This is a genomic window from Amycolatopsis sp. NPDC051903 (assembly GCF_044452505.1).
Taxonomy (GTDB): domain Bacteria; phylum Actinomycetota; class Actinomycetes; order Mycobacteriales; family Pseudonocardiaceae; genus Amycolatopsis.
This window is the reverse complement of the sequence record NZ_JBITBT010000005.1, coordinates 263,896-286,277: the sequence shown is the minus strand read 5'-3', so window position 1 is coordinate 286,277 and position 22,382 is coordinate 263,896. Positions and strand designations below refer to the sequence as shown.

Genomic DNA, 22,382 nt, shown 5'->3' with positions numbered 1-22,382 from the left:
CGCCGGTCAACCGGTTCAGACGAGCGGGCGGCCGGCCCGCCGGCGCTTGCGGAGGTCGCGCAGGTAGGCGTTGTAGGGGAAGTACTGCACGCGGGCGGGCAACCGCAGCACGAGGTAACCGAGCGCGCGCGTCAGGCGGTCGAACCGCCGCTGGTCGGCCGGGGACCAGCGCAGCTGCATCTGCTCGCGGAAGCTGCGCGGCAGGAACCCGGTGGTGACGAAGCGGTGGAACGCGCCGAAGACCAGCGGGAACGGCTGGGGCAGGAACTTCAGGTCGACGATGTCGCGCAGGTACGCGCGGGTGCGGCCGTCGATGCGGACGGCGCCGAGCCCGCGCTGCCAGTAGTCCGCGAACGCCTCGCGGTCGCGCGGCCACATCTCGGGTTTCACCTGCAGCGTGGTGCCGAGCACGACGGCTTCGGCGTAGAGCGCTTCGGACGGGGTGCCGCCGAAGAACGCCGTGTGCACGTCTTCGAGTCCCTTGTAGAGGCACGCGGCGACCCACAGCTGCAGCTCGGGGTCGAACGCGTTGTAGGCCACCGAACTGTCCGCTGTGGACTTGACCTGGACGTGGGACCGGTTGACCGCGCGCCGGTACGCCGCGCGCTCGTCGTCGGTGCCGAAGGCCGCGACGGCGAGGTAGGTGCCGGTGGTGCGCGCGCGTTTCAGCGGGTGCTTGAACAGGTTCCCCGATTCGACGCGGCTCTCCAGCACGCCGTAGCCGACCGGGGGCCAGCCGAGTTGCATGATCACGTTGGCGCTGCCGGCCATGAGCCCGATGCCGACCATCGCCTTCCCGAGCACATCACCCATCGCGCCTCCTCGGGCACCAAGGAAACGCCTTTGTTTACAGATCGTCAAGACACGCTTGACTTCAAGACGGCTTGAAGTTCGACGCTGGGCGCCCGATCCCGGAAGGAGCACCCATGAGCTACCCCGACCCGGCCCGCCCGGACGTCACGACCGTGCGGATCCGCCAGGGCGGCGGCGCGCCGCCGCTGGTCACCGCGGCACCAGAGGCGCTGACCCACACGACGTTCGCGGGCGCCGAAGGCTGGTTCACCTACGAGCAGTGGGGCACCTACCCGCCCGCGGACGGCAGCGAGTACCGGCTCTACCGCAGCGCCCGCCGGCCGGAAGCCCCGCCGCCCGGCTGCGTGGTCCTGGTGTCCGTCCGGTTCGACGGGCCGGACGAAGCCCGGCTGCGGGCGTGGGTCGACCTCGTCTTCGAGGCCCTCGCCGATTCGGACCCCCACCCCGGCGGGCTCGGCGCCCACTTCCACCTCAGCGCCGACGGCACCCGCGTCGCGAACTACGCGGAGTGGACCAGCGAAGCCGCCCACCTCGACGCGCTGGGGTCGACGGGCGTCGTCGGGTCGTCGCCGAAGTTCGCGCTGGTGCAAGCGTTTCCGGGGGTGGCGGGCAGCACAGTGCGGCGGTTCCGGCCGGTGTCAGGGATCCGCTGAGGTCGTTGACTTTGCCAGCCGTTTCAGTAAAGACTGAAATTACTACAAAGGGGGTCAACGTGAACACTGCCGCACTGAGCGGGGTCGAGGAGACCGCGTTCATCACGCTCCACGCCCGCGCCCTGGACGCCGCCGCCCAGCTGCCGATCCTGGCCGATCCGCACGCGAAACGCCTGGTCGAGGCTGTGGACTACGACTTCGCGCGACTCGGGCCGACGCCGAAGCTCGACCTGAAGGAGCGCCTGAGCGTCGGGATCCGCGGGGTCATCTTCGACCGCTGGGTCCAGGAGTTCGTCGACCGGAACCCGGACGCTGTGGTGCTCGACCTCGGCTGCGGGCTCGACAGCCGCGCGTACCGCGTGCGGCGGCCGGCGGGCGTGGACTGGTACGACGTCGACCTGCCGACCGTGATCGACCTGCGCCGGCGGCTGTACCCGGAGGCCGAAGGCGTGCACCCGGTGGCCGGTGAGCTCGCCGCGGGCGACTGGCTGGACCACCTGCCGGCCGACCGGCCGATGGTCGCGGTGCTGGACGGGCTGTACCCGTTCATGTCACCCCGGTCGTTCCCGGCGCTGCTCAACCGGGTGACCGCGCACTTCGACCGGGGCGCGCTGCTGATCCTGGGGTACTCGCGGCTGTCGTCGCGGATGCTGCCGCGGGTGCTGCCGGCGGTGAAGAGGCTCGGCATCGCGCTCAACGACGGTTTCGACGACCCGCACGACGTCGAACGCTGGGCGCCGGCGTTGCGCTTCGTCGAGCAGCGGCGGCTGATCGACTCGCCGGACGTCGCGAAGATGCCACCCGGCTACCGCTTCCGGTCGCGGCTGATGGCGCGGATCCCGTGGCTCGCGCGGATGGACCAGGGTGTGCTGCGCTACGAATTCGGCGTGGCACAGTGATCGCATGACCGACGACGCGGCGCTGGCGTGGGTGGAGCGCGTGGCCACCTTCTGCGTGGACGAGTGGGGGCTGCCGCCGATCACGGGGCGCGTGCTGGGCTGGCTGATGGTCTGCGAGCCGGCGGAGCAGTCCGCCGGCTCGATCGCCGAGGCGATCGGCGCCAGCCGCGCGTCGCTGACCTCCACCATGCGTTACCTCACCGCCATCGAGCTCGTGCGCCGCGTCCGCCGAGCCGGCGATCGCACCACCTACTTCCGCATCGAGGACGACGCGTGGCGCAAAGTGGTGCTGCGCAAGCTCGCGGGACTGTCCACTTTCACCGCCATCGCGCACGAGGGCCTCGAGCTCACCGGCGACGGGCCGCGCTCGGCACGCATCCGCGCCGCCGAAACCTCGATGTCGTGGCTCCAGAAACTGGCGGTGGAACACCCACCGCCTGCTTGAGGTTCGCGGCCGGCCGCGCCGAACGGGAAACGATTTACCTCCGGCCAAGGGGGTCGCCATCGCGCCGAAACAGGTGTAGGCAGAGTTTGCGGTGGATCCGGCGGTGCGTGGAGGTGTCGGATGGGCATGGATGAGCTGCCGGAACAGGATCCGTCCGCTCGGGTCGCCGTCCTCCGCGAGACCGCACGCACCCGCGTCGTCCGGTTGTCCGTCGCCGGGCGGACCGTTGTCTGCAAACAGCCGCTGGGGCCGGACGCGCAGCGGCGGCTGGGGCACGAACAGGCCGTGCTGGAGCGGCTTCGCGGGGTGCCGGGAGTCGCGCAGCTCGTGGAGACGCCGCGGTACGCGGGGGCGATCGTGCTGGCCGACGCCGGTGACACGAACCTGGCCGAGGTGGCGGAGCCGCTGCCCGCGGACGTCCTGATCGGGGTCGGGCTGGGGCTGGCGAAAGCCGTGGCCGCCGTGCACCGGCGCGGGGTGCTGCACGGGGACATCACGCCCGCGAACGTGGTGATCTCCCGCGGCGGCGCCCCGTGCCTGGTGGATTTCGCGTTGGCCAGGTCGCTGCCGGACGCCCACCTGGCCGAGCGCAGCGAGATCGTGGGGACGCTGGCGTACCTGGCGCCGGAGCAGACCGGGCGGACCGGCCGTTCGGTGGACCAGCGGGCCGACCTGTACTCGCTGGGCGCGACGCTCTACGAACTGGCCACGGGTGCGCCGCCGTTCGGCTCCGGTGACCCGCTGCGCCTCACCCACGACCACCTGGCTCAGGTCCCGGTGCCACCGGACGAGCTCAACCCGGCGCTGCCGGCACCGCTGCCCGGGATCATTTCGCGCCTGCTCGAGAAGGAACCGGACAACCGGTACCAGACCGCCGACGGGGTCGTCCACGACCTGGCCCGGCTGCGGGACGCCCGCGCCGGGCGCGCCACGGGACCACTGCGCATCGGTGAACACGACTTCCCGCCCGGGCTGACGGCGCCGCCCCGCCTCGTGGGGCGTGACGCCGAGGTGGCCGCGCTGCGCGAGGCGTTCGAGCACGCCGGGGCGGGCCGGTGCCGGGCCGTGCTGGTCAGCGGCGCGGCCGGCGTGGGCAAAACCGCGCTCGTCGGCGAACTGCGGCCGGCGGTGACCAACCAGGGCGGCTGGTTCCTGGCGGGCAAGTTCGACCAGTACCGGCGCGATCTGGAGTTCGACGGCTGTTACCAGGCGTTCCGCTCGCTGGGCCGGCTGCTGCTGGCCGAGCCGGAGAGCGAGCTGGCCCGCGTGCGGCGGCGGATCCTCGACGCGGTCGGCCCGAACGCCGGCCTGGTCACGGCGGTGGTGCCGGAGTTCGCCGCGCTGCTGGGGGTGCCGCCCGATCCCGGCGATCCGCTCACGGCGCAATCGCGGGCGCAGCACAACAGCGTCCGGATCCTGCGGGCGGTCGCCGCACGGGAGCGGCCGGTGGTGCTGTTCCTCGACGACCTGCAGTGGGCCGGGCGCGGGCCGCTCGGGTTCGTCGACCTCTTGCTGGACGAGGAGCCGATCCCCGGCCTGTTGCTCGTCGGTGCGCAGCGAGCCGGCGAGGCCGAGCCGGCGGCCCTGCTGGCGCGGGCCCGCGACCGGGCCGGCGTGCGGCACCTGCGGCTGCGGAACCTGACCGCGCCGAGCCTGGTCGCCATGGTCGCCGAAACGCTGCGCACGGACGCCGCCGCGGCCGCCCGGCTCGTCGAAGTGATCGAGCCGCGCACCTCCGGCAACCCCTACGAAACCGTGCAGCTGCTCAACTCGCTGAGCCGCCAGGGCGTGCTCACCGCGACTGCGGCGGGCTGGCGCTGGGACCCGGCCGTGGTGCGCGCTCACCTCGGCCCGGCCGAGGTCGGCGACCTGCTGGCCGCGCGGCTCGACGCCTTGCCACCGCCGTCGCGGCAGCTGGTCGAGGCGATGGCCTGCCTGGGCGGGCAGGTCGAGACGGCGGTGCTGGAGACCGCCACCGGCGAGGCGGCCGCCGTGGTGGCCCAGCGCCTGGCCCCCGCGCTCGACGAGGGACTCCTCGTGCCGGCCGACGGCGCGCCCGGTGCGGTGCGGTTCCGCCACGACCGCATCCGCGAGTCCGTGCTGCCCACGCTCGGCCCTCGGCGGCCGGCGCTGCACCTGGCCATGGCGCGCCGGCTGGCGCGGGCGCCCGACCTGTTCGCGGTCGCGGCCGACCAGTACCTGCCGGTGCTCGACGCGGTCGGTGCTCCCGCGGAACGGCAGCGGGTGACGGAGCTGCTGCGGCGCGCGGCCGACCAAGCCGCATTGACCGGCGACTACGCGCGGGTGAGCGCGCTCCTCGCGGCCGCGTTGCGGACGGCCGATCCCGCCGAGCAGGACCTGGTGGCCGAGCTGCGCACCGCCCGTCAGGCGGCGCTCTTCAGCTCGGGGCGCCTGGCGGAAGCCGACGCGGAGTACCGGATCATCGAACAGCTGCGCCCGAGCGCGGTGGACCGCGCCGGCGCGACCGCGGTCCACGTACGCAGCCTGAGCCACCAGACCCAGTTCGCCGAAGCGATCAGCCTGGGCCTGGAAGCGCTGCGGGAATGCGGCCTCGACGTGCCCGCGGCGGAACGGCTGCCCGCCGAAGTCGACGAGCGGTTCGACGGTCTGTACCACTGGCTGGACCACAGCGACCCGGCCGACGAGCTGAGCCGGCCGGACCTCACCGACCCCGCCCTGCTGGCCGCGAGCCGCCTGATCGATGCGGCGCTGCCGACGGCCTACTTCGTCGCCGACCCCGACTTGATCGCGTGGCTGGGGCTGGAAGCCCTGCGGATCTGGCTCGAGCACGGCCCGGGCCCGACCCTGGTCGGCCCGGCGAGCCACGCCGCATACCACGCGGGAGCGCAACGCGGCGCGTACTCGGCCGGGTACCGGGCGTTGCAACGGATCGTGGCGCTGGGCGAAGCCCGCGGTTACGAGCCCGGCACGTCGCAGGCCCGACACATGTTCGCCGCGCTCAGCGGCTGGTTCGAGCCGATCGAGAACGGGGTCCGCGCGGCCCGGCAGGCCCGCAGCGGGTTGATCGCGGCCGGCGATCTGGCCTACGCGGGGTACACCTACCAGCTGTCCGTGCCGTACCTGGCGGACTGCGCGCCGACGCTGGAGAACTTCGTCGCGGAGGTCGACGAGGGGTTCGCCTTCCTGCGCCGGACCGGCAACGAGCAGACGGGCCAGTGGCTCGACAGCTACCGGTGGCTGGCCGACGTGCTCCGCGGCGAAAGTCCCGCCGCCACCGGCGATCCGATCCCGCTCGACCGCTTCGCCGACAATCCGCTCGCGCTGTTCTACGCGCACCTGTGCCACGCCGTCGCGGCCGTCCTCTTCGGTGAACCGGCCGACCTGGCGCGGCACAGCAAGGACGCGATGGTGCTCCTGCCCGCTGCCGCCGGCTTCTACGCCACCGCCGAGGCCCGGCTGCTGCACGGGCTCGCCCTCGCCGAACAGGCCCGCGCGGCCGGCGACACCGAACGCGCCGCCCTACTGTCCGAAGTGGACGAAGAGGTGCTGTGGCTGGCCACTCGGGTCGGGGACGCACCGGAGAACTTCCTGCACCTGCTGCGGCTGGCCGAGGCCGAACGCGCCTGGGTCGCCGGTGATTTCCGGGGCGCCGTCCGCGCCTTCGACGCGGCGCGGCGGGAAGTCGTCCAGCGCGCGCGTCCGTGGCACCGGGCGCTGATCGCCGAGCGCGCGGCGCGCTTCCACCTCGCGCACGGGATCGAGCACACCGGTTTCGACCTGCTGGCGCGCGCTCGCGACGACTACGCCGCGTGGGGCGCGACCGCGAAGGTGGCGCAGCTGGACTGGGCGTACCCCGCGCTGCGCTCGGGACCCGACGCCGGCACCCGGCCCGCCGCCCACCTGCGCTCGACGGTCACGACGGGCACCCTCGACCTGCTCGGGATCCTGTCGGCGTCGCAGGCGCTCAGCTCCGAGACGAGCATCGACTGCCTGCACTCGCGCGTCGTCGAGGTGCTCAGCGCGATGACCGGGGCCACCGGCGTCCACCTGGCGCTGTGGAGCGACGACCGGCAGGACTGGCTCCTGCCCGCCCCCGCGAACGCCGCGGCCGACGCCGCGGTGCCGAGGTCGGTGCTGCGGTACGTCCGCCGGACCGAGGCTCCGATCGTCGTCGACGACGTCACCCGCGACGACCGCTTCGCCCACGACCCGTGCTTCGCCGACCTCAGGTGCTGCTCGCTGCTCGCGGTGCCGATCCTCAGCCGCGGCACCCTGCGCGGAGCGCTGCTGCTGGACAACCGCCTGATCCGCGGCGCGTTCACGGCGGACCGGCTCGACGCGGTCAAGCTCATCGCGAGCCAGCTCGCCGTTTCCCTCGACAACGCCCAGCTGTACGCGCAGCTCACCGCGTCGCGGGCCCGGCTCGTCACGGCCGCAGACCAGGCGCGCCAGCGCATCGAGCGGGACCTGCACGACGGTGCTCAGCAGCGGCTGGTCTCGCTCGCCTTGCGGCTGCACTCGGCCCGGGCGGAGGTGCCACCGGAGTTGGGCGAACTGGCCGCCGATCTCGGCGACCTCGCCACCGAAGCGGCCGGCGTGCTCGACGAGCTGCGCGAGATCGCCCGCGGCATCCACCCCGGGATCCTCGACACGGGCGGGCTCGCGCCGGCTGTGCGCGCGCTCGGCCGTCGCTCGGCGGTCCCGGTCGAGCTCGACGTGGACCTGCCGCAGCCGCTGCCCGAGCACGTCGAGGTCAGTGCGTACTTCATCATCGCGGAGGCGCTGACCAACGCGGCCAAACACGCACGCGCTTCGTCGGCCGCGGTGGCAGTCCGCTACGACGCCGCGGAGGCCGTGCTGCGCATCGCGGTCCGCGACGACGGCGTCGGTGGCGCCGATTTCACCCTGGGCACCGGGTTGCTCGGCCTCAAAGACCGGGTCGAAGCGGTCGGGGGCCACCTCCGCCTCGAGAGCCCGGAAGGCGCGGGAACCAGCCTACAGGCGGAGCTTCCGCTCGAGGTCCCCGCTCACACGTCCACAATGGACAAGTGACGGGTCACAGCACCGAGCGGGCGAAGTCGATCAGCGCGCGGGCCGCCGGGCCGGTGGGACCGCCCGCGCGCCACGCCAGCGCCAGCTGTCCCCGCAGCCGCGGCCGCAGCAGCGCCGGGTGCAGCTGTTCGGCGTAGTACCGGGCCAGCGATTCGGGCACGAGAGCCACGCCCAGCCCGCGCATCGCCAGCTGCGCCAGCACGTTCGGGTCACTCGCCTCGAGCGTCACCCGCGGGTGCAACCCGGCCGTCGCGAACGCGCGATCCAGCACGCCGCGCAACCCCGTCCCCTTCGGCAGGCAGATGAGCGACCGCTCGGACAGCTGCGCCAGCGTCACCTCGGTCCGATCGGCCAGGACGTCCGACGGCGCGACGACGGCGACCAGCGCCTCGTCGAGCACCACCTGCGTCGCCAGCCCGGCCGGGACACCGTCGGCGAGGCCGATCACCGCGACGTCGAGCTGACCGTCGCGCAACGCGTCGACCATGACGTCGGAATTGGCCTCCCCCAACGTGATCTCCACGCCCGGGTAGCGTTCCGCGAAGCCCGCCAGGAAGTCCGGCAACGCGACCGGCCCCGCCGACGTCACCATCCCCATCGCGACCTGACCGCGCACCAGGCCCTCGTGTTCGGCCACGGTCTCGCGCACCGCGGCCACCGCGGCGAGCGCCGCTCGCGCGTGGGGCAGTGCGGCCTCGCCCACGTCGGTCAGCCGGACCGCGCGGCCCGACCGGTCGAACAGCGGCTGCCCCAGCTCGCGTTCGAGCCGCCGGATCTGCGCGCTGACACCGGGCTGCGCGACGTGCATCCGCGCCGCGGCCCGCGTGAAGTTCGCTTCCTCGGCGACGGCCACGAAGTACTCGAGCTGGTGCAGTTCCATAACCGCTGATGCTAGCTCCAGGAAGCACTATCTCTTGGACTTCTCGTCGAATTCCCGCGACGCTGGCCGCATGAAAACCTTCACCCCAGCTCAGGACGGCTACGCTGCCGCCACCGCCGGCTTCCAGGCGGGCGTCCGATCGGCCCCCGAGCTGGTCGTTGCCGCGGAGAGCGCGCAGGGCGTCGCCGACGCCGTGCTTCACGCGAACGCCCACGGCCTGACGGTCGACGTCGAAGCCACCGGACACGGCCGCCGGACGCCGGCCGAGGGAGTGCTGATCTCGACGCGCGGCATGACGGACGTCGTGATCGACCCGGCCCGGGCCGTCGCGCACGTCGGCGCGGGCACGACGTGGGGCGCGGTCATCGAGGCCGCCGCAGAGCACGGCTTGGCGCCGCTCAGCGGTTCGGCACCCGGCGTCGGCGTCGTCGGCTACACCCTCGGCGGCGGGTTCAGCCTGCTCGGCCGGCGCTACGGGCTCGCGTCGGACCGGGTGCACTCCGCCGACGTCGTGACCGCCGACGGCACGATCGAGCGCACGACGTACACCGACGCCGGTGCCGGCGTCGTCACCGCGCTGGAATTCGGCCTCGTCCCCGTGACCAGCCTCTACGGCGGCGGCCTGTACTTCGACACCCCGCAGCTGCCCGACGTTCTGCGCGCCTGGCGTGACTGGACCACCGACCTCCCGGACGCGCTCACGACGTCGCTCGCGCTGATCCCGTACCCGGACCTGCCGATGGTCCCGGAACCGTTGCGGGGCAAGCACATCGCGCACGTCCGAGTCGCCCACCTCGAGGCCGGTGGGCCGGAGCTCGTCGCGCCCCTGCGCGCCCACGGACCGCTGCTGGACACGCTCACGACCATGCCGTTCACGGAGTCCGGCTCGATCGCCGCCGAACCCCCGATCCCGCACGCCTACCTCGGCGACAACCGCGTCGTCGCGCACCTGCCCGACACCACCCTCGACGCGATCCTCGAACACGCGGGTCCCGGCGCCCCCGTCCCGACCGTCCTGATCATCGACCTCCTCGGCGGCGCGTACACGCGCTCGAACGCCCCGGACTTCACGCCGGAGTCGCGGTACACGGTGCGTGCGCTCTCCGTGGTCGAGACCACCGGTCCGGACCCGATCCGGGCCGCGCACGCGAAACTGTTCGACCCCCTTGCGGCGACGGGGCGTTTGCGTAGTTTCGTCTACGGTCAGCCGTTCCAGCCCGGCTCGTGAGGGCGGCTACGCCCAACCGTCGGCAGGGGGCCAGTGGGCGCTCGGCGGATGTTCACGTGGCGTTGGTGTCGGCTGATTTGGATGGACGGCCGCAGCACCTGTCCCCACCACGTGAGGAGCTTCCATGGCCCCCGATCCGATTCCCGCGGCGCCCGAGCCGGCGTCCGGCACCACGCGCCGCCGATTCCTGCAGGGCGCGGGTGTCGCCGCCGGTGCGCTGGTGCTCGGCGGGATCGCCGACGCGGGCGCCGCGAACGCCGCGCCGGCGGCGCAGTACCGCCTGCCCCAGGGGTTCAGAGGCGACCTGTCCGACTTGAGACACGTCGTGATCCTGATGCAGGAGAACCGGTCCACCGACCACTACTTCGGCACGTTCCCCGGCGTGCGCGGCTTCAACGACAAGCAGGCGCTGCGCTTCCAGGACGGCACCAGCGTCTTCCAGCAGCGCGACAGCACCGGCGCCATCGTCACGCCGAAGGTCGACGACGGCCTGTGGGGCAACGACCACGGCGCCTGGGGCGACGTGAACCACCGCAAGTGGGACCTGTGGGTGCAGCACAACGGCGCCAGCTGCATGAACTACCACAGCGACGCCTACATGAGCTTCTACCACTCGGTCGCGGCGCAGTACACGATCGCCGACCAGAACTTCTGCTCCGAGTTCGGGCCCACCGACCCGAACCGCAAGTACCTGTGGAGCGGCACGTCCAACACCGAAACCGGCAACACGGACGAGTCCAACTACAGCCGCCCGTGGCTCACGGTCCCCGAGCAGCTGCAGCAGGCCGGCATCGACTGGCGGCTCTTCTCCGACAACAGCGGCGACGGGCGGCAGGGCTACCTCAGCTCGTGGATCGGCGACTACGGGGACAACGAGCTCAAGTACTTCAAGGGCTTCGAGCCGAACGGCCTGGCCGCCGACGACCCGAAGCTGCGCCCCGGCACCGGCCTGATCTGGCGCGGCAACGCCACGTACTACGCCGGCACGACCACGCCGAACGACGACTCCGACGCGAACCTCGACGCGGTCCTCAAGAACTTCCACGACGCCTGCCGGCCGGGCGCGGAGCACCCGCTGCCCGCGGTCTCCTGGCTCGTGGCGCCCTACGGCTGGTCCGAGCACCCGGACGCGGACACGCTGCACGGCGAGCGCTACGTCAAGAAGGTGCTCGACATCCTGCAGAGCAACCCCGACATCTGGAACCACACCCTCTTCATCCTCAACTACGACGAGAACGACGGGAAGTTCGACCACGTCCTGCCGCCGTGGCCCGAGGCCGGCACCGCGGGCGAGTACACCGGCTCGTACCCGCTCGGCTTCGGCCCGCGCGTGCCGATGGTGCTGGTCTCGCCGTGGACGCGCGGCGGGTACGTCGCGTCGGAGGTCTTCGACCACACGTCGACGATCAAGTTCCTGGAGAAGTGGGCGGCGCACCTCGGCAAGCCGTTCACGTGCCCCAACATCAGCGACTGGCGCCGCTCCATCGCGGGTGACCTGACGAGCGCGCTCGACTTCGCGCACCCGCAGCCCGGCCCGGCGACGTTCGCCGACCCGGTCGCCGAGCAGCCCGTGTCGATCGCCGCCGGGCACATGAAGCCGCGCCCGCTGAGCTTCCACCCGCACGCGACCCTCACGCAGGGCAGCTCGGGCAAGGTCACCGCCACGATGACGCTGACCGGCGGCCCGAAGGACAAAGCCGTGAGCTTCCAGGTGTTCCCGGACAAGCTGAAGGCGTTCTCCAGCACGCCGTTCACCGTCACCGCGCGCAAGCCGCTCCAGTACACCTGGGACACCACGGCGACGGGCGGCGAGTACGCCTTCTCGATCTACTCGAACGACGGCTTCGTGCGTTCGTTCGCCGGGCGCGTCTCGCCCGGCGGGCACGACCCGCGCGTCGAGGCCGACCTGCTTCAGCGCGAACAGCAGGTGAAGCTCACGCTGCACAACGACGGCCCCAAGCCGGTGACCTACACGCTGACCGCCCACGACTTCCGCGGCGGCACCCGGAGCGTGACGGTGCGCGGCGGCAAGCACGAGATCGTCGCGTGGCCGACCGAGAACGGCTACTACGACGTGGTCGTGACGGTCGACTCCGACAGCAGCTGGACGCAGCGCTACGCGGGCCGGATCGCCACGGCCTGACACCGGAGCAGCGCGGCCGGCGGATCCCCACCGGGTCCGCCGGCCGGGCTCACTTCTCGGTGCGGCGGTGGCGGTCCAGCCAGGACAGGTCCTTGCTCTGGTAGCGCGCCAGGCCGGCGGCGTGGAAGTCGCGGCGCGACTCCTGCAGCGTCTCCCACCCGTCGGCCGGGGCCGCGCGCCGGCTCCGGCGCCGGGCGCGGAAGTCGAAAACGGCCGCGAGACCGAGCACCACGACGACGGCCCCAACGAGGACCACCAGCAACGTCATCTCCCCCACCACCCAGAGTAGCCCCAGGTCACGGGCCCGAACCCGCCGAGCGGGCGCCCGAGATCATCCTCATATACTCCCACCGCAGCCGGGCGATTGGGGAAGATTTCTTGCGGACGATGAGCCACGACGAGTACCTCGGCCTGCGCAGGTTCCCCGGTCTCGACGGCTTGCGAGCCATCGCCGCCACGATCGTCGTCTTCTTCCACTTCGCGGGGCCGAAGTTCGTGTGGCCGTCGGGGTGGGTGGGCGTCTACATCTTCTTCGTGCTGTCCGGGTTCCTGATCACGACGCTGCTGCTGCGCGAGCAGGACCGCACCGGGCGCATCTCGCTGAGCGGGTTCTACCTGCGCCGCGTGTTCCGGATCCTGCCGCCGTACTTGGTGATCCTGGGCGGGATCATCGCGTTCGTGCTGCTGCGCGGCGAGTTCCTCGCGCGCGACTTCCCGCACGCGCTGAAGTACTACCTGACGTTCCTCAACGAGTTCCTTCCCGCCTCCGGCGGCAACGGTTCGGACAACTTCTTCTCCGGCTCGTGGACGCTGGGCATCGAGGAGAAGTTCTACCTCGTGTGGCCGTTCCTGCTGGTCGCGATCGGCGTCGGCGCCGCGCGGCGCAAGCTGGCGCTGGTGGTCGCCGCGATGGCCGTCCTGCTCGCCCTCGTGCCGCTGACCACGGGCGGCTGGCTGCTCGACTTCTCGCCGACCGCGATCTACCGCTCGAGCATCCACTACTTCATCCTGCTCAGCGGCTGTCTGCTGGCGATCCTGCTGCACCACCGCCGCAGCTACGCGTTCCTGCGCCCGCTGACGCACCCGCTGGCCGCCGTGCCGATCGTCGCGGCGTTCCTGGCGCTGCACGCGAACCTCGACCCCCTGTGGCGCGAGACCCGCCAGAACCTGCTGGTGCTGATCGCCTACGCGGCGCTGACCATGCTGCTGCTGATCGTGCTGCTCTCGCCCGGCCCGGCGCGGTGGCTGCTGTCGACGGCGCCGATGCGGTTCGTGGGTGAGCGGTCGTACTCGCTCTACCTGCTGCAGGGACCGGTGCACTTCGCGGTGGTGCAGGCCGTGCCGGCGCTGGGCCACAGCCGGCTGCTCACCGCGGTGACGGTGTTCGTGGTGGACCTGGCGGTCGCGGATCTGATCCACCGGTGGGTGGAGCAGCCGATGATCGCGTACGGGAAGCGGCTGATCGGCCGTCGGCAGGCGCGCCGGGCCGCGGTCGTGCCGGTGCCCGGCGAGCCTCGCGTGACGGCGGCCGTCTAGCGCTCGAGCACGAAGACCGGGATCAGGCGCTCGGTCTTCTTCTCGTAGTCCGCGAAGCCCGGCATGTGCGCGGCCATGCCGGCGTACAGGCGGTCGCGCTCGGCGCGGTCGTCGACGAGCTTCGCGGTGGCCTCGAAGGTCTCCGTGCCGAGCTCGACCGTGACCTTCGGGTTGGCGACGAGGTTGTGGTACCAGTCCGGGTTCGTGTCGGCGCCGCCCTTGGACGCGGCGATGACGAGGCGGTCGCCGTCGGTCGTGTAGACCAGCGGGGAGACGCGCTTCGTACCGCTCTTGGCGCCGGTGTGGGTCATCAGCAGCATGTTCGCCCCCTCGAACATGCCCCCGACCTTGCCCTGGTTCGCGTGGAACTCGTCGATGATGCCCTGGTTCCAATCCGACATGTCTCGCCCTCCAGTTAGATTTGTAAGCAAATCTACTTTGCCAGCAAAATAGCTGTCAAACGAGGTAAGCTGCGAGCCGCGACGAGAGTGGTGGTGCGAGCAGGGGGAGCGGGATGGCCACGGAAACCGGGCCGAGCGTCGAGGAAGGGGTCCGCGAGCTGCTCCTGTTGATGCCGCGCCTGGTCGGCCGCGCGAAGCGGACGCCGGTGCCGGCGGAGCTGGCGGACCTGGCCCTCGCGCCGCGGCACCTGTGCCTGCTGTCGTTCCTGCTGTTCGACGGCCCGATGACCGTCTCCGAGCTCGCCGGCCGGCTCGAGGTCGCACCCACCACCGTGAGTCTCATGGTCAGCGACCTGTCGCGCCAGGGCTTGCTCGCGCGCGCCGAAGACCCGGCCGACCGCCGCCGCACCATCGTGAGCATCAGCGAGGCCAAGCGCGGCGCCGTCGACGCGTGGCTGGCGCCCGGCGCGCAGGCGTGGGAGCGGACGCTTGCGCCGCTGACCCCGGCGGAGCGGGCGCTCGTGATCAGCGCGCTGAAGACCTACGAACAGGACCTCACGCACGGCTGGTGCCCCTCGCGGCGCTGAGGAAGCCCTCGGCTAGCGCCCGCGCGTGCGCCTCACCCGGGCACGCGTGCGGCCCGGCGCCGAACGGAGCGTCGTGCAGGTCCACGCTCACCTCGGCCCCGTCGACCAGCCGCCGGGTCGCGGGCACCGGCGGTTCGGCCGAGTTCGCGGCCGTGTGCCGGATCAGGCTCACCGTGGCGTCGCACGCCTGCACGAGCAGGCCGATCACCGCGGCCGTGCGCTCGTCCGGCATCCCGCCGAGCGCCTCGACGAGCCGCGCGCACGCCGCGTCGGCCACCGCGGACTGCGGGAAGTGCGGCTGGTACGCCCCGGCGACGAGGACGACGTCGGCCGGATCCACGGGCAGCCCGAGCGCGTCGGCGAGCACGGCGACCGGGGCGTCCGGCGGGCGCGCCCGGGCGGCTTCCCGCAGTGCCGCGGGGTCCACGCGCCGCAACTGCTCGACGACGAGCGCGCGGCGCCGCTCGTGGTCTTCACCACTGCTGAAGCGGGCGACCACGGCCCGCAGCCACGTCAGGTTCGCGGGCACCGGGGGCACCGGCGCGTCGGTGAGGAGACTGAGCGAGTCCACGGCGAAGACGGTAGGGGCGGGAAGCGTCGGCGCCGGCCGAAGTGTCCGGAATCCCGTGCGGCACAACCAAGTCAGAAAGCGAGCCACTCCGCCGGCGGACCCGGGCAGCGGTGCGGGCGCGGGACGTCGTGCTGGTACCACCACGCTTCGCTGAGGCGGCCGTTCGGCAGGGTGTAGTGGGGCGGACCCGGGGCCCGCCGCAGGCCGGCCGCCTCCAGGGAGCGGCCGCTGGCGACGTTGCCGACCTCGGCGCCCGCGCGCACCCGTGGCAGGCCGAGGTGCGAGTGGGCCAGCAGCAGCCCCGCGGCGAACAGGTCGCGGCCCAGCCCCCGGCCCCGGTAGGCCGGGGCCAGGTAACCGCCGGTCTCGGGGCCGCCGTCCTCGCCGCTGTGGACGCTGACCAGGCCCGCGCAGCGGCCTTCCAGCAGGTCGATGGCCACCACGTCGACGGAGTGCGGATCGGGCGTCGACCACGCCGGGCCGGTGCCGGGCAAGATGCGCAACGCCTCGGAACGCATGGGTTCGGTCACGACGGAATCGGGCAGCCAGCCGAGCCAGCGCTGCGCCGCCGGGTCGCTGCCGCAGGCCACGGCGGCGGCGTACTCCCAGGCCGTGGGCGTGCGGAAGAGGAACCGGCCGAGCGCGAACGCGTGTCCGCGGCGGTCGCAGGTGCGCTTGGCCATGAGCCGGCCTCGACGCGTCAACCTGCCGAAAAGGGGTGCTTCGCCCACGTTCGCCATCGCTCGGCAAATGGTACCCGCGCGACCGGCCCGGAGGCTGCTCCCCATCCGACGCGAAGCAGGCGGACACCCCGCCGGACGTCACTGCGGGGCCCAGGGGTTTCCGCCGTGACTGTGGTTGGATTGGTCACGAACAGCACAGTATGGTGAGCGGGTGACGGCCGTACCGGAGTCAACCGAGCTCGACGCCGGGCGTGCCGCCCAGCCTCGACAGCTGATCGTGTCCGTATACGGGTTCTACCACCGGATCGAGGGTGGCTGGCTGTCCGTCGCCTCGCTCATCGACCTGCTCGCGGCGCTCGGCGTCGACGAGCCGGCCGTGCGCTCCTCGATCTCACGGCTGAAGCGGCGCGGCATCCTCGACGCCGTGCGCCGCGACGGCAACGCGGGCTACGAGCTGTCGGAGACCGCGCTCGCGATCCTGCGCGAAGGCGACGAGCGCATCTTCCGCCGCGACCGCGCGACGCTCGCCGACGGCTGGCTGCTGGCCGTCTTCTCCGTACCCGAGACCGAGCGGCACAAGCGCCACGTGCTGCGCACCCAGCTGGCCCGGCTCGGCTTCGGTACCGCGTCGTCCGGCGTGTGGATCGCGCCCGCCCACCTGCACTCGGTCACCGCCGAGGCGCTGACCCGCCTGGGCCTGGCGAGCTACGCGGACCTGTTCCGCGCCGAGCACCTGGCCTTCGGCGACGCCCGCGACAAGGTCCGCGAGTGGTGGGACCTCGACCAGCTCGACGAGCTGTACACGGCGTTCCTCGAAGAGCACGGCCCCGTGCTCGACCGCTGGAAGCGCCGCCGCACGGCGCCGGGCGACGAGGCGTTCGCCGACTACGTGCGCGTGCTCACCGGCTGGCGGCGCATGCCCTACCTCGACCCGGGCCTGCCCACCGAGTTGCTGCCCCAGAACTGGTCCGGCATCCGCGCGGCCGAGGTCTTCTTCGCACTCCACGAACGCCTCGAAGCCCCGGCCCGCGACTACCTGCTGCAGGTGCTCAGCGGCTGACCACCGCGAAGCCCTGCACCTCCACCAGGGCTTCGACGTCCCACAGCCGGCTCACGCCGATGCCCGCCATCGCCGGGTACTCGGTGCCGGCGAGGCGCTTCCACACCTTGCCGATCTCGCGTGCGTGGGCTTTGTAGTCGTCCATGTCGACGATGTAGATGGTCACGCTGCACAGGTCGGCGGGCTCGCCACCAGCCGCGCGCAGCGCAGTGAGCAGGCTGCCGAGCGCCCGCTCGAACTGCTCGACCACGCCGTCGCCGACGATCTCGCCCTGCGCGTCGAGCGCCGTCTGGCCGGCGAGGAAGACGAGCCGGCCTTCGGCGGCCACGGCGTGGGAGAAGCCGGACGGGCGGCCCAGCTCGGGTGGGTTGATGCGCTCCATGCTGCGGAAGCCTAGCTCATCTATCGCGTTCTTGACGATCGTATGTCACACGACATACCCTGGGCCTCGTGCGGATTTCGGTTCTCGGCGGCGGCCCGGCGGGCCTGTACTTCGCCGCCCTAGCGAAGCAGCTCGGCCCTGAGCACGAGATCACGGTGTGGGAACGCAACGCACCGGATGACACGTTCGGGTTCGGCGTGGTGTTCTCGGACGAAACGCTCGGCGGCATCGAGCACGCCGACTCGGCGGTGCACGAGGCGATGAGCCGCGAGTTCGCCCGGTGGGACGACATCGACGTGCACTACCGCGGTGAGGTGCACACGTCCGGCGGGCACGGGTTCGCGGCGATGAGCCGCAAGCGGCTGCTGGCGATCCTCCAGGAGCGCTGCCGCGAGCTCGGCGTGGACCTGCGGTTCCGCACCGAGGCACCCGACCCGGAGCAGCTCTCGCGAGACTACGACCTGGTCATCGCGTCGGACGGCGTGAACTCGGGCGTGCGCCGGCGGTTCGCGGACTCGTTCCGCCCGACGGTCGAGACGCGCCGGTGCCGCTACATCTGGCTCGGCACCGACCTGGTCTTCGACGCCTTCAAGTTCCACGTGCTCGACACGCCCCACGGGATCATGCAGATCCACGGCTACCCGTACGGGCGCGACGGCAGCACGTTCATCCTCGAACTGCACGAAGACGTGTGGCAGCAGGCGTTCGCGCCGATCGCCGCCACCGACCTCGCGCCGGGCGAGAGCGACGAGAAGTCCATCGAGCTCATCCGCGAGCTGTGCGCCGACGTGCTGGGCGAGCACCACGTGCTGGCCAACAACTCGAAGTGGAACACGTTCGGCACGGTCCGCTGCGAGAGCTGGGTGCACGACAACGTGGTGCTGCTCGGCGACGCCGCGCACACCGCCCACTTCTCGATCGGCTCCGGCACCAAGCTCGCGATGGAGGACGCGCTGGCGCTGGCCGCGTGCCTGCACGAGCAGGACTCCGTGGCCTCGGCGCTGGCCGCCTACGAGGCCGAGCGCAAGCCCGTGGTCGAGTCGACGCAGCGCGCGGCGCAGGCGAGCCTGGAGTGGTTCGAGAACCTGGCGCAGTACACGCACCAGGAGCCGGAGCAGTTCGCGTTCAACCTGCTCACGCGCAGCCGCCGCGTCACCTACGACAACCTGAAGCTGCGGGATCCCGAGTTCGCCACGGAGCTCGACGAGTGGTTCGCGCGGTCGCTCGGCACCCCGGTCGCGCCGCCGATGTTCCAGCCCGTGCGCATCGGGGAGCTGGAGCTGCCGAACCGCGTGATCGTGTCGCCGATGGACATGTATTCGGCCGTCGACGGCGTACCCGGCGAGTTCCACCTCGTGCACCTGGGCAGCAAGGCGCTCGGCGGCGCGGGCCTGGTGATGACGGAGATGATCTGCGTTTCGCCCGAAGCCCGGATCACGCCGGGCTGCCCGGGCCTGTACACCGACGAGCAGGCGCAGGCGTGGCGGCGCATCGTCGACTTCGTGCACACCGGCTCGCGGGCGAAGATCGGGTTGCAGCTGGGGCACTCCGGGCGCAAGGGCTCGACGAAGCTCATGTGGGAGGGCATGGACGACCCGCTGCCGGAGGGCAACTGGGAGGTCTGCGGCCCGTCGCCGCTGCCGTACCGGCCGGACAGCCAGACGCCGCGGGAGCTGAGCGCCGAGGAGCTGACCGAGATCCGGGAGCAGTTCGTGGCCTCGGCGCGCCGGGCCGCCGAAGCCGGGTTCGACCTGCTGGAGCTGCACTGCGCGCACGGTTACCTGCTGTCGTCGTTCCTGTCGCCGCTGACGAACCAGCGCACCGATGCCTACGGCGGGTCGCTGGAGAACCGGCTGCGGTTCCCGCTGGAGGTGTTCGACGCGGTCCGCGAGGTGTGGCCGGCCGCCCGGCCGATGACGGTCCGCATCTCCGCCACCGACTGGTACGACGGCGGCATCGAGGCGGACGACGCCGTCGAGATCGCACGGGCGTTCGCTTCGCACGGCGCGGCGGCGGTCGACGTGTCGACCGGGCAGGTCGTGAGCGAGGAGCGGCCGAAGTTCGGGCGCAGCTACCAGACTCCGTACGCGGACCGGATCCGCAACGAGCTCGGGCGCGAGTTCGGCACGGCCGTGATCGCGGTCGGCGCCATCTCGTCGTACGACGACGTGAACTCGCTCATCCTCGCCGGGCGCGCGGACCTGTGCGCGCTGGGCCGGACCCACCTCTACAATCCACAGTGGACTTTGCACGCGGCCGCGGAGCAGGACTACAACGTGCCGTGGCCGAAGCCGTGGGCGGCCGGGAAGCGCCGGCCCGTCACCGGCCGGACCGACGGGCCGGAGCCGCGGCTGGAACTCGTACGCACCGGTGGGCACCAGACCGCGCACGCCCGCTGGCGACCGGAGAGGGAGCGATGAACGCCTTTGCCCTGACGCCCGACCAGCAGGCCTTCGTCGCCTCGGTGAAGCAGCTCGCGGCCGAGCAGCTGCGGCCGCTCGCCGAGGCGGGCGCCGAAGGTGCCGTCAACCGGCCACTGCTCAAGGCGATGGGCTCGCACGGTCTCCTGGCCCGGCTGTTCCCGGGTGTCGAAAGTGGACAGCCGACGCGCCAGGCCGCGGCGCTCGACCTGTGCCTGCTGCGCGAGGCGCTGGCGACCGAGAACACGGAGGCCGAGACCGCGCTGGCGTTGCAGGGGCTGGGGAGTTACCCGGTGCTGCAGTCCGGAAAGGACGAACAGGTCGCGCGCTGGCTGCCGGCCGTGGCCTCGGGTGACGCCGTCGCGGCCTTCGCGTTGACCGAGCCGGACGCGGGTTCCGACGCCGCCGCGTTGCAGCTGGCCGCGGAACCGGACGGCGACGGGTGGCGGCTCACCGGGTCGAAGATGTGGATCTCGAACGCGCCGGAAGCGGACTTCTACACGGTGTTCGCGCGGACGGTGCCGGACGCGGGTTCGCGCGGGGTGAGTGCGTTCGTGGTGCCGGGTGACCGGGCGGGGCTGTCGGGTGAGCACCTGGACCTGGTGAGCCCGCACCCGATCGGCACGCTGGAGTTCGACGGGGTGCGCGTGCACCGCGACGAACTGCTGGGCGAGGAGAACCGCGGGTTCGCCGTGGCGATGCGGACGCTGGACCTGTTCCGGCCGAGCGTCGGCGCGTTCGCGGTCGGGATGGCTCAGGCGGCGCTGGACGCCGCGGTGGCGTACACGTCCTCGCGCACGGCCTTCGGCGGGCCGTTGATCAAGCAGCAGACGGTGGCGCACACGCTGGCGGAGATGGCGACGCGGACGGAAGCCGCGCGGTTGCTGGTCTACACGGCGGCGTCGGCGTACGACGCGGGTGCCACCGGGCTGGCCGGCCGGGCCGCGATGGCGAAGCTGTTCGCGACGGAGGCCGCCCAGTACGTCGTGGATTCGGCGGTGCAGCTGCACGGCGCGCGGGCGTTGCGGCGGGGGCACCTGCTGGAGCACCTGTACCGCGAGGTGCGGGCACCGCGGATCTACGAAGGCGCGTCGGAGATCCAGCGGACGATCATCGCGCGGTCGTTGCAGCCGTAGCGGGTTCGCCGTGGGCGATTTCGCTGCGGGCCGCGGCCACCGGCGGGTAGCTTCGATGGCATGTCGAGGATCGCGGTCACCATCACCACGCCGGACGGCCTCTGCTCGGCCACGCTGCACACCCCGCTGAGCGCGGGGCCGGCGGTGATCCTGTACACCGACGCGGCGGGGGTCCGCGAGACGTTCGCCGTGATGGCGGACCGGCTCTGCGCGCTCGGCTACACCGTGCTGCTGCCGGACGGCTACTACCGCACGCCGTACGCGCCCTTCGACGTCGCCACGGTCTTCAGCGTGCCCGCCGAACGGGAGCGGCTGACGACGTTGAGTCGCAGCGTGACGGCGGAGATGGCGGTGCGGGACACCGGCGCGTACCTCGATTTCCTGGCCGGACGGCCGGACGTCGCGGGCTCCACAGCCGGTGCGGTGGGGTATTGCCTGGGTGGCCGGTTTTCGCTGTGGGCGGCCGCGCACCACCCGTCGCGCGTCGCCGCCGCCGCGTCCTTCCACGGCGGCAACCTCGCCGCAGCGGACGACCCCGCCAGCCCGCACCTCGTCGCCGGGCAGATCCGCGGCGCCCTCCACGTCGCCGCCGCCCGCAACGACAACGCCTTCCCAGCCGACCAGCACGACCGCCTGCGCACCGCACTGGTGGCCGCCGGGGTGCGGCACACGCTCGAGACGTACCAGGCCGAGCACGGCTTCGCCGTCCCGGACAACCCGACGTACGACCAGCCCGCGGAGGAACGGCACTGGGCGGCGTTGAAGCAGTTGTTCGCCGAGAACCTGCCTAGGGCTTGAACAACGGCCCCGCGCCCTCGGCGACGGGGTGCACGCCGGCGAGGCGGGCCGCGGACCACAGGGTGACCTGCGTGGCGGTGAGGACGGGGCACCCGGCGGCGCGTTCGAGTTCGGCGGTGAGCCGGTTGGTGTGCAAGGCGGTTTCCGGGAGCAGCACCGCCTGGGCCTTCGGGTGCGCCGCCTGCGCGACCAGGTCGACGATGCGCTCCGGTGGCCACGCGGCAAGCTCGCGGTCGGACCCCGCCGACGCGTCGACGCGGTGCACGACGTGGGCGTCGAGGCGGTTGACGAAGTGGTCGGAGAAGCTCGGGTGGTAGACCGACGCCAGGGAGACCGTGTGCAACCCCAGCGCTCGGATGGCTTCCTGGAAGGCCGACGTCGTGCTGGTGGCGGGAGCACCGCAGAGCCGGCGCAAGGTCCGCAGTTGGTGGTCCGGGTCGACCAGGAAACTGGAGCTGGTGACGGCGAAGGCCACCGAGTCGAACCCGGTGGCGAGTTCCGGCAGCACCGCGCCGAGGTGTTCGTCCGAGCCGAGGCGGCGCACGGCGTCGGCGACGGTCGGGAGGTCCTGGTCCGCGAGGTTGCCCACGCCGTCGGGCCAGGGAAAGTAGCGGACGGGGACGTCGAGGGCGGGACGGAAGCGGCCGGCGAGGTCGGTGAAGTCGTCCTCGCCGGCGTTCCTGGTCGGGTAGAGCAGCGCGATGCGGGCCATG

General features: G+C 72.3%; 20 protein-coding genes. 12 read left to right on the top strand and 8 right to left on the bottom strand.

Translation table 11 applies throughout. The features are described 5' to 3' along the window. Positions 1 to 15: 15 nt before the first annotated feature. Positions 16 to 813: an oxygenase MpaB family protein gene (locus ACIA77_RS15235; protein ID WP_395886471.1), complete on the bottom strand. Its 798-nt coding sequence runs from the start codon at positions 811 to 813 to the stop codon at positions 16 to 18. Between the two features lie 113 nt (positions 814 to 926). Here ACIA77_RS15235 and ACIA77_RS15230 point away from each other — a divergent pair, with 113 nt between their 5' ends. From ACIA77_RS15230 to ACIA77_RS15215, 4 genes are all read left to right on the top strand, one after another. Continuing rightward, complete coding sequence (locus ACIA77_RS15230; RefSeq protein ID WP_395886470.1) at positions 927 to 1,466, top strand: antibiotic biosynthesis monooxygenase; 540 nt, start codon at positions 927 to 929, stop codon at positions 1,464 to 1,466. 59 nt (positions 1,467 to 1,525) lie between these two features. Then, complete coding sequence (locus ACIA77_RS15225) at positions 1,526 to 2,365, top strand: class I SAM-dependent methyltransferase (protein ID WP_395886469.1); 840 nt, start codon at positions 1,526 to 1,528, stop codon at positions 2,363 to 2,365. A gap of 4 nt (positions 2,366 to 2,369) precedes the next feature. After that, on the top strand, positions 2,370 to 2,810 hold the full coding sequence (locus tag ACIA77_RS15220; protein ID WP_395886468.1) for a GbsR/MarR family transcriptional regulator: 441 nt from the start codon (positions 2,370 to 2,372) through the stop codon (positions 2,808 to 2,810). A gap of 126 nt (positions 2,811 to 2,936) precedes the next feature. Next, positions 2,937 to 7,844, top strand: a complete 4,908-nt coding sequence (locus tag ACIA77_RS15215) for an AAA family ATPase (RefSeq protein WP_395886467.1) — start codon at positions 2,937 to 2,939, stop codon at positions 7,842 to 7,844. Between the two features lie 4 nt (positions 7,845 to 7,848). On the opposite strand, the gene ACIA77_RS15210 is transcribed toward ACIA77_RS15215, so the two are convergent. Further along, the gene (locus ACIA77_RS15210; RefSeq protein ID WP_395886466.1) at positions 7,849 to 8,724 is read right to left on the bottom strand and encodes a LysR family transcriptional regulator; all 876 of its coding nucleotides are present in this window, start codon (positions 8,722 to 8,724) and stop codon (positions 7,849 to 7,851) included. 70 nt (positions 8,725 to 8,794) lie between these two features. Between ACIA77_RS15210 and ACIA77_RS15205 the strand changes: the two genes are divergently transcribed. Both ACIA77_RS15205 and ACIA77_RS15200 read left to right on the top strand, forming a co-directional pair. Then, positions 8,795 to 9,952: an FAD-binding oxidoreductase gene (locus ACIA77_RS15205; RefSeq protein ID WP_395886465.1), complete on the top strand. Its 1,158-nt coding sequence runs from the start codon at positions 8,795 to 8,797 to the stop codon at positions 9,950 to 9,952. A 124-nt stretch (positions 9,953 to 10,076) separates the two neighbouring features. Then, positions 10,077 to 12,095 carry an alkaline phosphatase family protein gene (locus tag ACIA77_RS15200; protein WP_395886464.1) on the top strand — a complete coding sequence of 673 codons (2,019 nt, stop codon included), beginning with the start codon at positions 10,077 to 10,079 and terminating at the stop codon, positions 12,093 to 12,095. A gap of 49 nt (positions 12,096 to 12,144) precedes the next feature. On the opposite strand, the gene ACIA77_RS15195 is transcribed toward ACIA77_RS15200, so the two are convergent. After that, positions 12,145 to 12,363: a hypothetical protein gene (locus tag ACIA77_RS15195; RefSeq protein ID WP_395886463.1), complete on the bottom strand. Its 219-nt coding sequence runs from the start codon at positions 12,361 to 12,363 to the stop codon at positions 12,145 to 12,147. Positions 12,364 to 12,473: 110 nt separating this feature from the next. Here ACIA77_RS15195 and ACIA77_RS15190 point away from each other — a divergent pair, with 110 nt between their 5' ends. Continuing rightward, positions 12,474 to 13,631, top strand: a complete 1,158-nt coding sequence (locus ACIA77_RS15190) for an acyltransferase family protein (RefSeq protein WP_395886462.1) — start codon at positions 12,474 to 12,476, stop codon at positions 13,629 to 13,631. Here ACIA77_RS15190 and ACIA77_RS15185 read toward each other — a convergent pair. Next, positions 13,628 to 14,032, bottom strand: coding sequence for a nitroreductase family deazaflavin-dependent oxidoreductase (locus tag ACIA77_RS15185; RefSeq protein ID WP_395886461.1), 405 nt, complete (start codon positions 14,030 to 14,032; stop codon positions 13,628 to 13,630). The genes ACIA77_RS15190 and ACIA77_RS15185 overlap by 4 nt on opposite strands. Positions 14,033 to 14,145: 113 nt before the next feature. Between ACIA77_RS15185 and ACIA77_RS15180 the strand changes: the two genes are divergently transcribed. Then, entirely contained in the window at positions 14,146 to 14,619 is a 474-nt protein-coding gene (locus ACIA77_RS15180) for a MarR family winged helix-turn-helix transcriptional regulator (protein WP_395886460.1), read from the top strand. Here ACIA77_RS15180 and ACIA77_RS15175 read toward each other — a convergent pair. After that, on the bottom strand, positions 14,588 to 15,190 hold the full coding sequence (locus ACIA77_RS15175; protein WP_395886459.1) for an oxidoreductase: 603 nt from the start codon (positions 15,188 to 15,190) through the stop codon (positions 14,588 to 14,590). The two genes, ACIA77_RS15180 and ACIA77_RS15175, sit on opposite strands and share 32 nt — an antisense overlap. Before the next feature lie 71 nt (positions 15,191 to 15,261). Further along, on the bottom strand, positions 15,262 to 15,873 hold the full coding sequence (locus tag ACIA77_RS15170; protein WP_395886458.1) for a GNAT family N-acetyltransferase: 612 nt from the start codon (positions 15,871 to 15,873) through the stop codon (positions 15,262 to 15,264). A gap of 211 nt (positions 15,874 to 16,084) precedes the next feature. Between ACIA77_RS15170 and ACIA77_RS15165 the strand changes: the two genes are divergently transcribed. Further along, a complete protein-coding gene (locus ACIA77_RS15165; protein WP_395886457.1) occupies positions 16,085 to 16,933 on the top strand; it encodes a PaaX family transcriptional regulator C-terminal domain-containing protein in 849 nt (282 codons plus the stop codon). On the opposite strand, the gene ACIA77_RS15160 is transcribed toward ACIA77_RS15165, so the two are convergent. Continuing rightward, positions 16,923 to 17,315, bottom strand: coding sequence for a RidA family protein (locus tag ACIA77_RS15160; RefSeq protein ID WP_395886456.1), 393 nt, complete (start codon positions 17,313 to 17,315; stop codon positions 16,923 to 16,925). The two genes, ACIA77_RS15165 and ACIA77_RS15160, sit on opposite strands and share 11 nt — an antisense overlap. A gap of 68 nt (positions 17,316 to 17,383) precedes the next feature. On the opposite strand from ACIA77_RS15160, the gene ACIA77_RS15155 reads away from it, so the two are divergent. From ACIA77_RS15155 to ACIA77_RS15145, 3 genes are read left to right on the top strand one after another with little or no spacing between them, the layout of a single operon-like run. After that, positions 17,384 to 19,735: a bifunctional salicylyl-CoA 5-hydroxylase/oxidoreductase gene (locus ACIA77_RS15155; RefSeq protein ID WP_395886455.1), complete on the top strand. Its 2,352-nt coding sequence runs from the start codon at positions 17,384 to 17,386 to the stop codon at positions 19,733 to 19,735. Further along, the gene (locus ACIA77_RS15150; RefSeq protein WP_395886454.1) at positions 19,732 to 20,871 is read left to right on the top strand and encodes an acyl-CoA dehydrogenase family protein; all 1,140 of its coding nucleotides are present in this window, start codon (positions 19,732 to 19,734) and stop codon (positions 20,869 to 20,871) included. The genes ACIA77_RS15155 and ACIA77_RS15150 overlap by 4 nt, the downstream gene beginning before the upstream one ends. Positions 20,872 to 20,931: 60 nt before the next feature. Then, positions 20,932 to 21,669 (top strand): dienelactone hydrolase family protein, encoded by a 738-nt coding sequence (locus tag ACIA77_RS15145; protein WP_395886453.1) that lies wholly within the window; start codon positions 20,932 to 20,934, stop codon positions 21,667 to 21,669. Here the strand turns inward: ACIA77_RS15145 and ACIA77_RS15140 are convergent. Next, positions 21,659 to 22,381 (bottom strand): decarboxylase, encoded by a 723-nt coding sequence (locus ACIA77_RS15140; RefSeq protein ID WP_395886452.1) that lies wholly within the window; start codon positions 22,379 to 22,381, stop codon positions 21,659 to 21,661. The two genes, ACIA77_RS15145 and ACIA77_RS15140, sit on opposite strands and share 11 nt — an antisense overlap. Between the last annotated feature and the right edge of the window lies 1 nt (position 22,382).

Bases quoted from the DNA above. Each gene is read 5' to 3' on its own strand.
- ACIA77_RS15210 (WP_395886466.1), bottom strand. From the start codon at position 8,724: ATGGAACTGCACCAGCTCGAGTACTTCGTGGCCGTCGCCGAGGAAGCG.
- ACIA77_RS15160 (WP_395886456.1), bottom strand. From the start codon at position 17,315: ATGGAGCGCATCAACCCACCCGAGCTGGGCCGCCCGTCCGGCTTCTCC.
- ACIA77_RS15180 (WP_395886460.1), top strand. From the start codon at position 14,146: ATGGCCACGGAAACCGGGCCGAGCGTCGAGGAAGGGGTCCGCGAGCTG.
- ACIA77_RS15215 (WP_395886467.1), top strand. From the start codon at position 2,937: ATGGATGAGCTGCCGGAACAGGATCCGTCCGCTCGGGTCGCCGTCCTC.
- ACIA77_RS15150 (WP_395886454.1), top strand. From the start codon at position 19,732: ATGAACGCCTTTGCCCTGACGCCCGACCAGCAGGCCTTCGTCGCCTCG.
- ACIA77_RS15235 (WP_395886471.1), bottom strand. From the start codon at position 813: ATGGGTGATGTGCTCGGGAAGGCGATGGTCGGCATCGGGCTCATGGCC.
- ACIA77_RS15140 (WP_395886452.1), bottom strand. From the start codon at position 22,381: ATGGCCCGCATCGCGCTGCTCTACCCGACCAGGAACGCCGGCGAGGAC.
- ACIA77_RS15205 (WP_395886465.1), top strand. From the start codon at position 8,795: ATGAAAACCTTCACCCCAGCTCAGGACGGCTACGCTGCCGCCACCGCC.
- ACIA77_RS15200 (WP_395886464.1), top strand. From the start codon at position 10,077: ATGGCCCCCGATCCGATTCCCGCGGCGCCCGAGCCGGCGTCCGGCACC.
- ACIA77_RS15185 (WP_395886461.1), bottom strand. From the start codon at position 14,032: ATGTCGGATTGGAACCAGGGCATCATCGACGAGTTCCACGCGAACCAG.
- ACIA77_RS15195 (WP_395886463.1), bottom strand. From the start codon at position 12,363: ATGACGTTGCTGGTGGTCCTCGTTGGGGCCGTCGTCGTGGTGCTCGGT.
- ACIA77_RS15145 (WP_395886453.1), top strand. From the start codon at position 20,932: ATGTCGAGGATCGCGGTCACCATCACCACGCCGGACGGCCTCTGCTCG.
- ACIA77_RS15170 (WP_395886458.1), bottom strand. From the start codon at position 15,873: ATGGCCAAGCGCACCTGCGACCGCCGCGGACACGCGTTCGCGCTCGGC.
- ACIA77_RS15220 (WP_395886468.1), top strand. From the start codon at position 2,370: ATGACCGACGACGCGGCGCTGGCGTGGGTGGAGCGCGTGGCCACCTTC.
- ACIA77_RS15230 (WP_395886470.1), top strand. From the start codon at position 927: ATGAGCTACCCCGACCCGGCCCGCCCGGACGTCACGACCGTGCGGATC.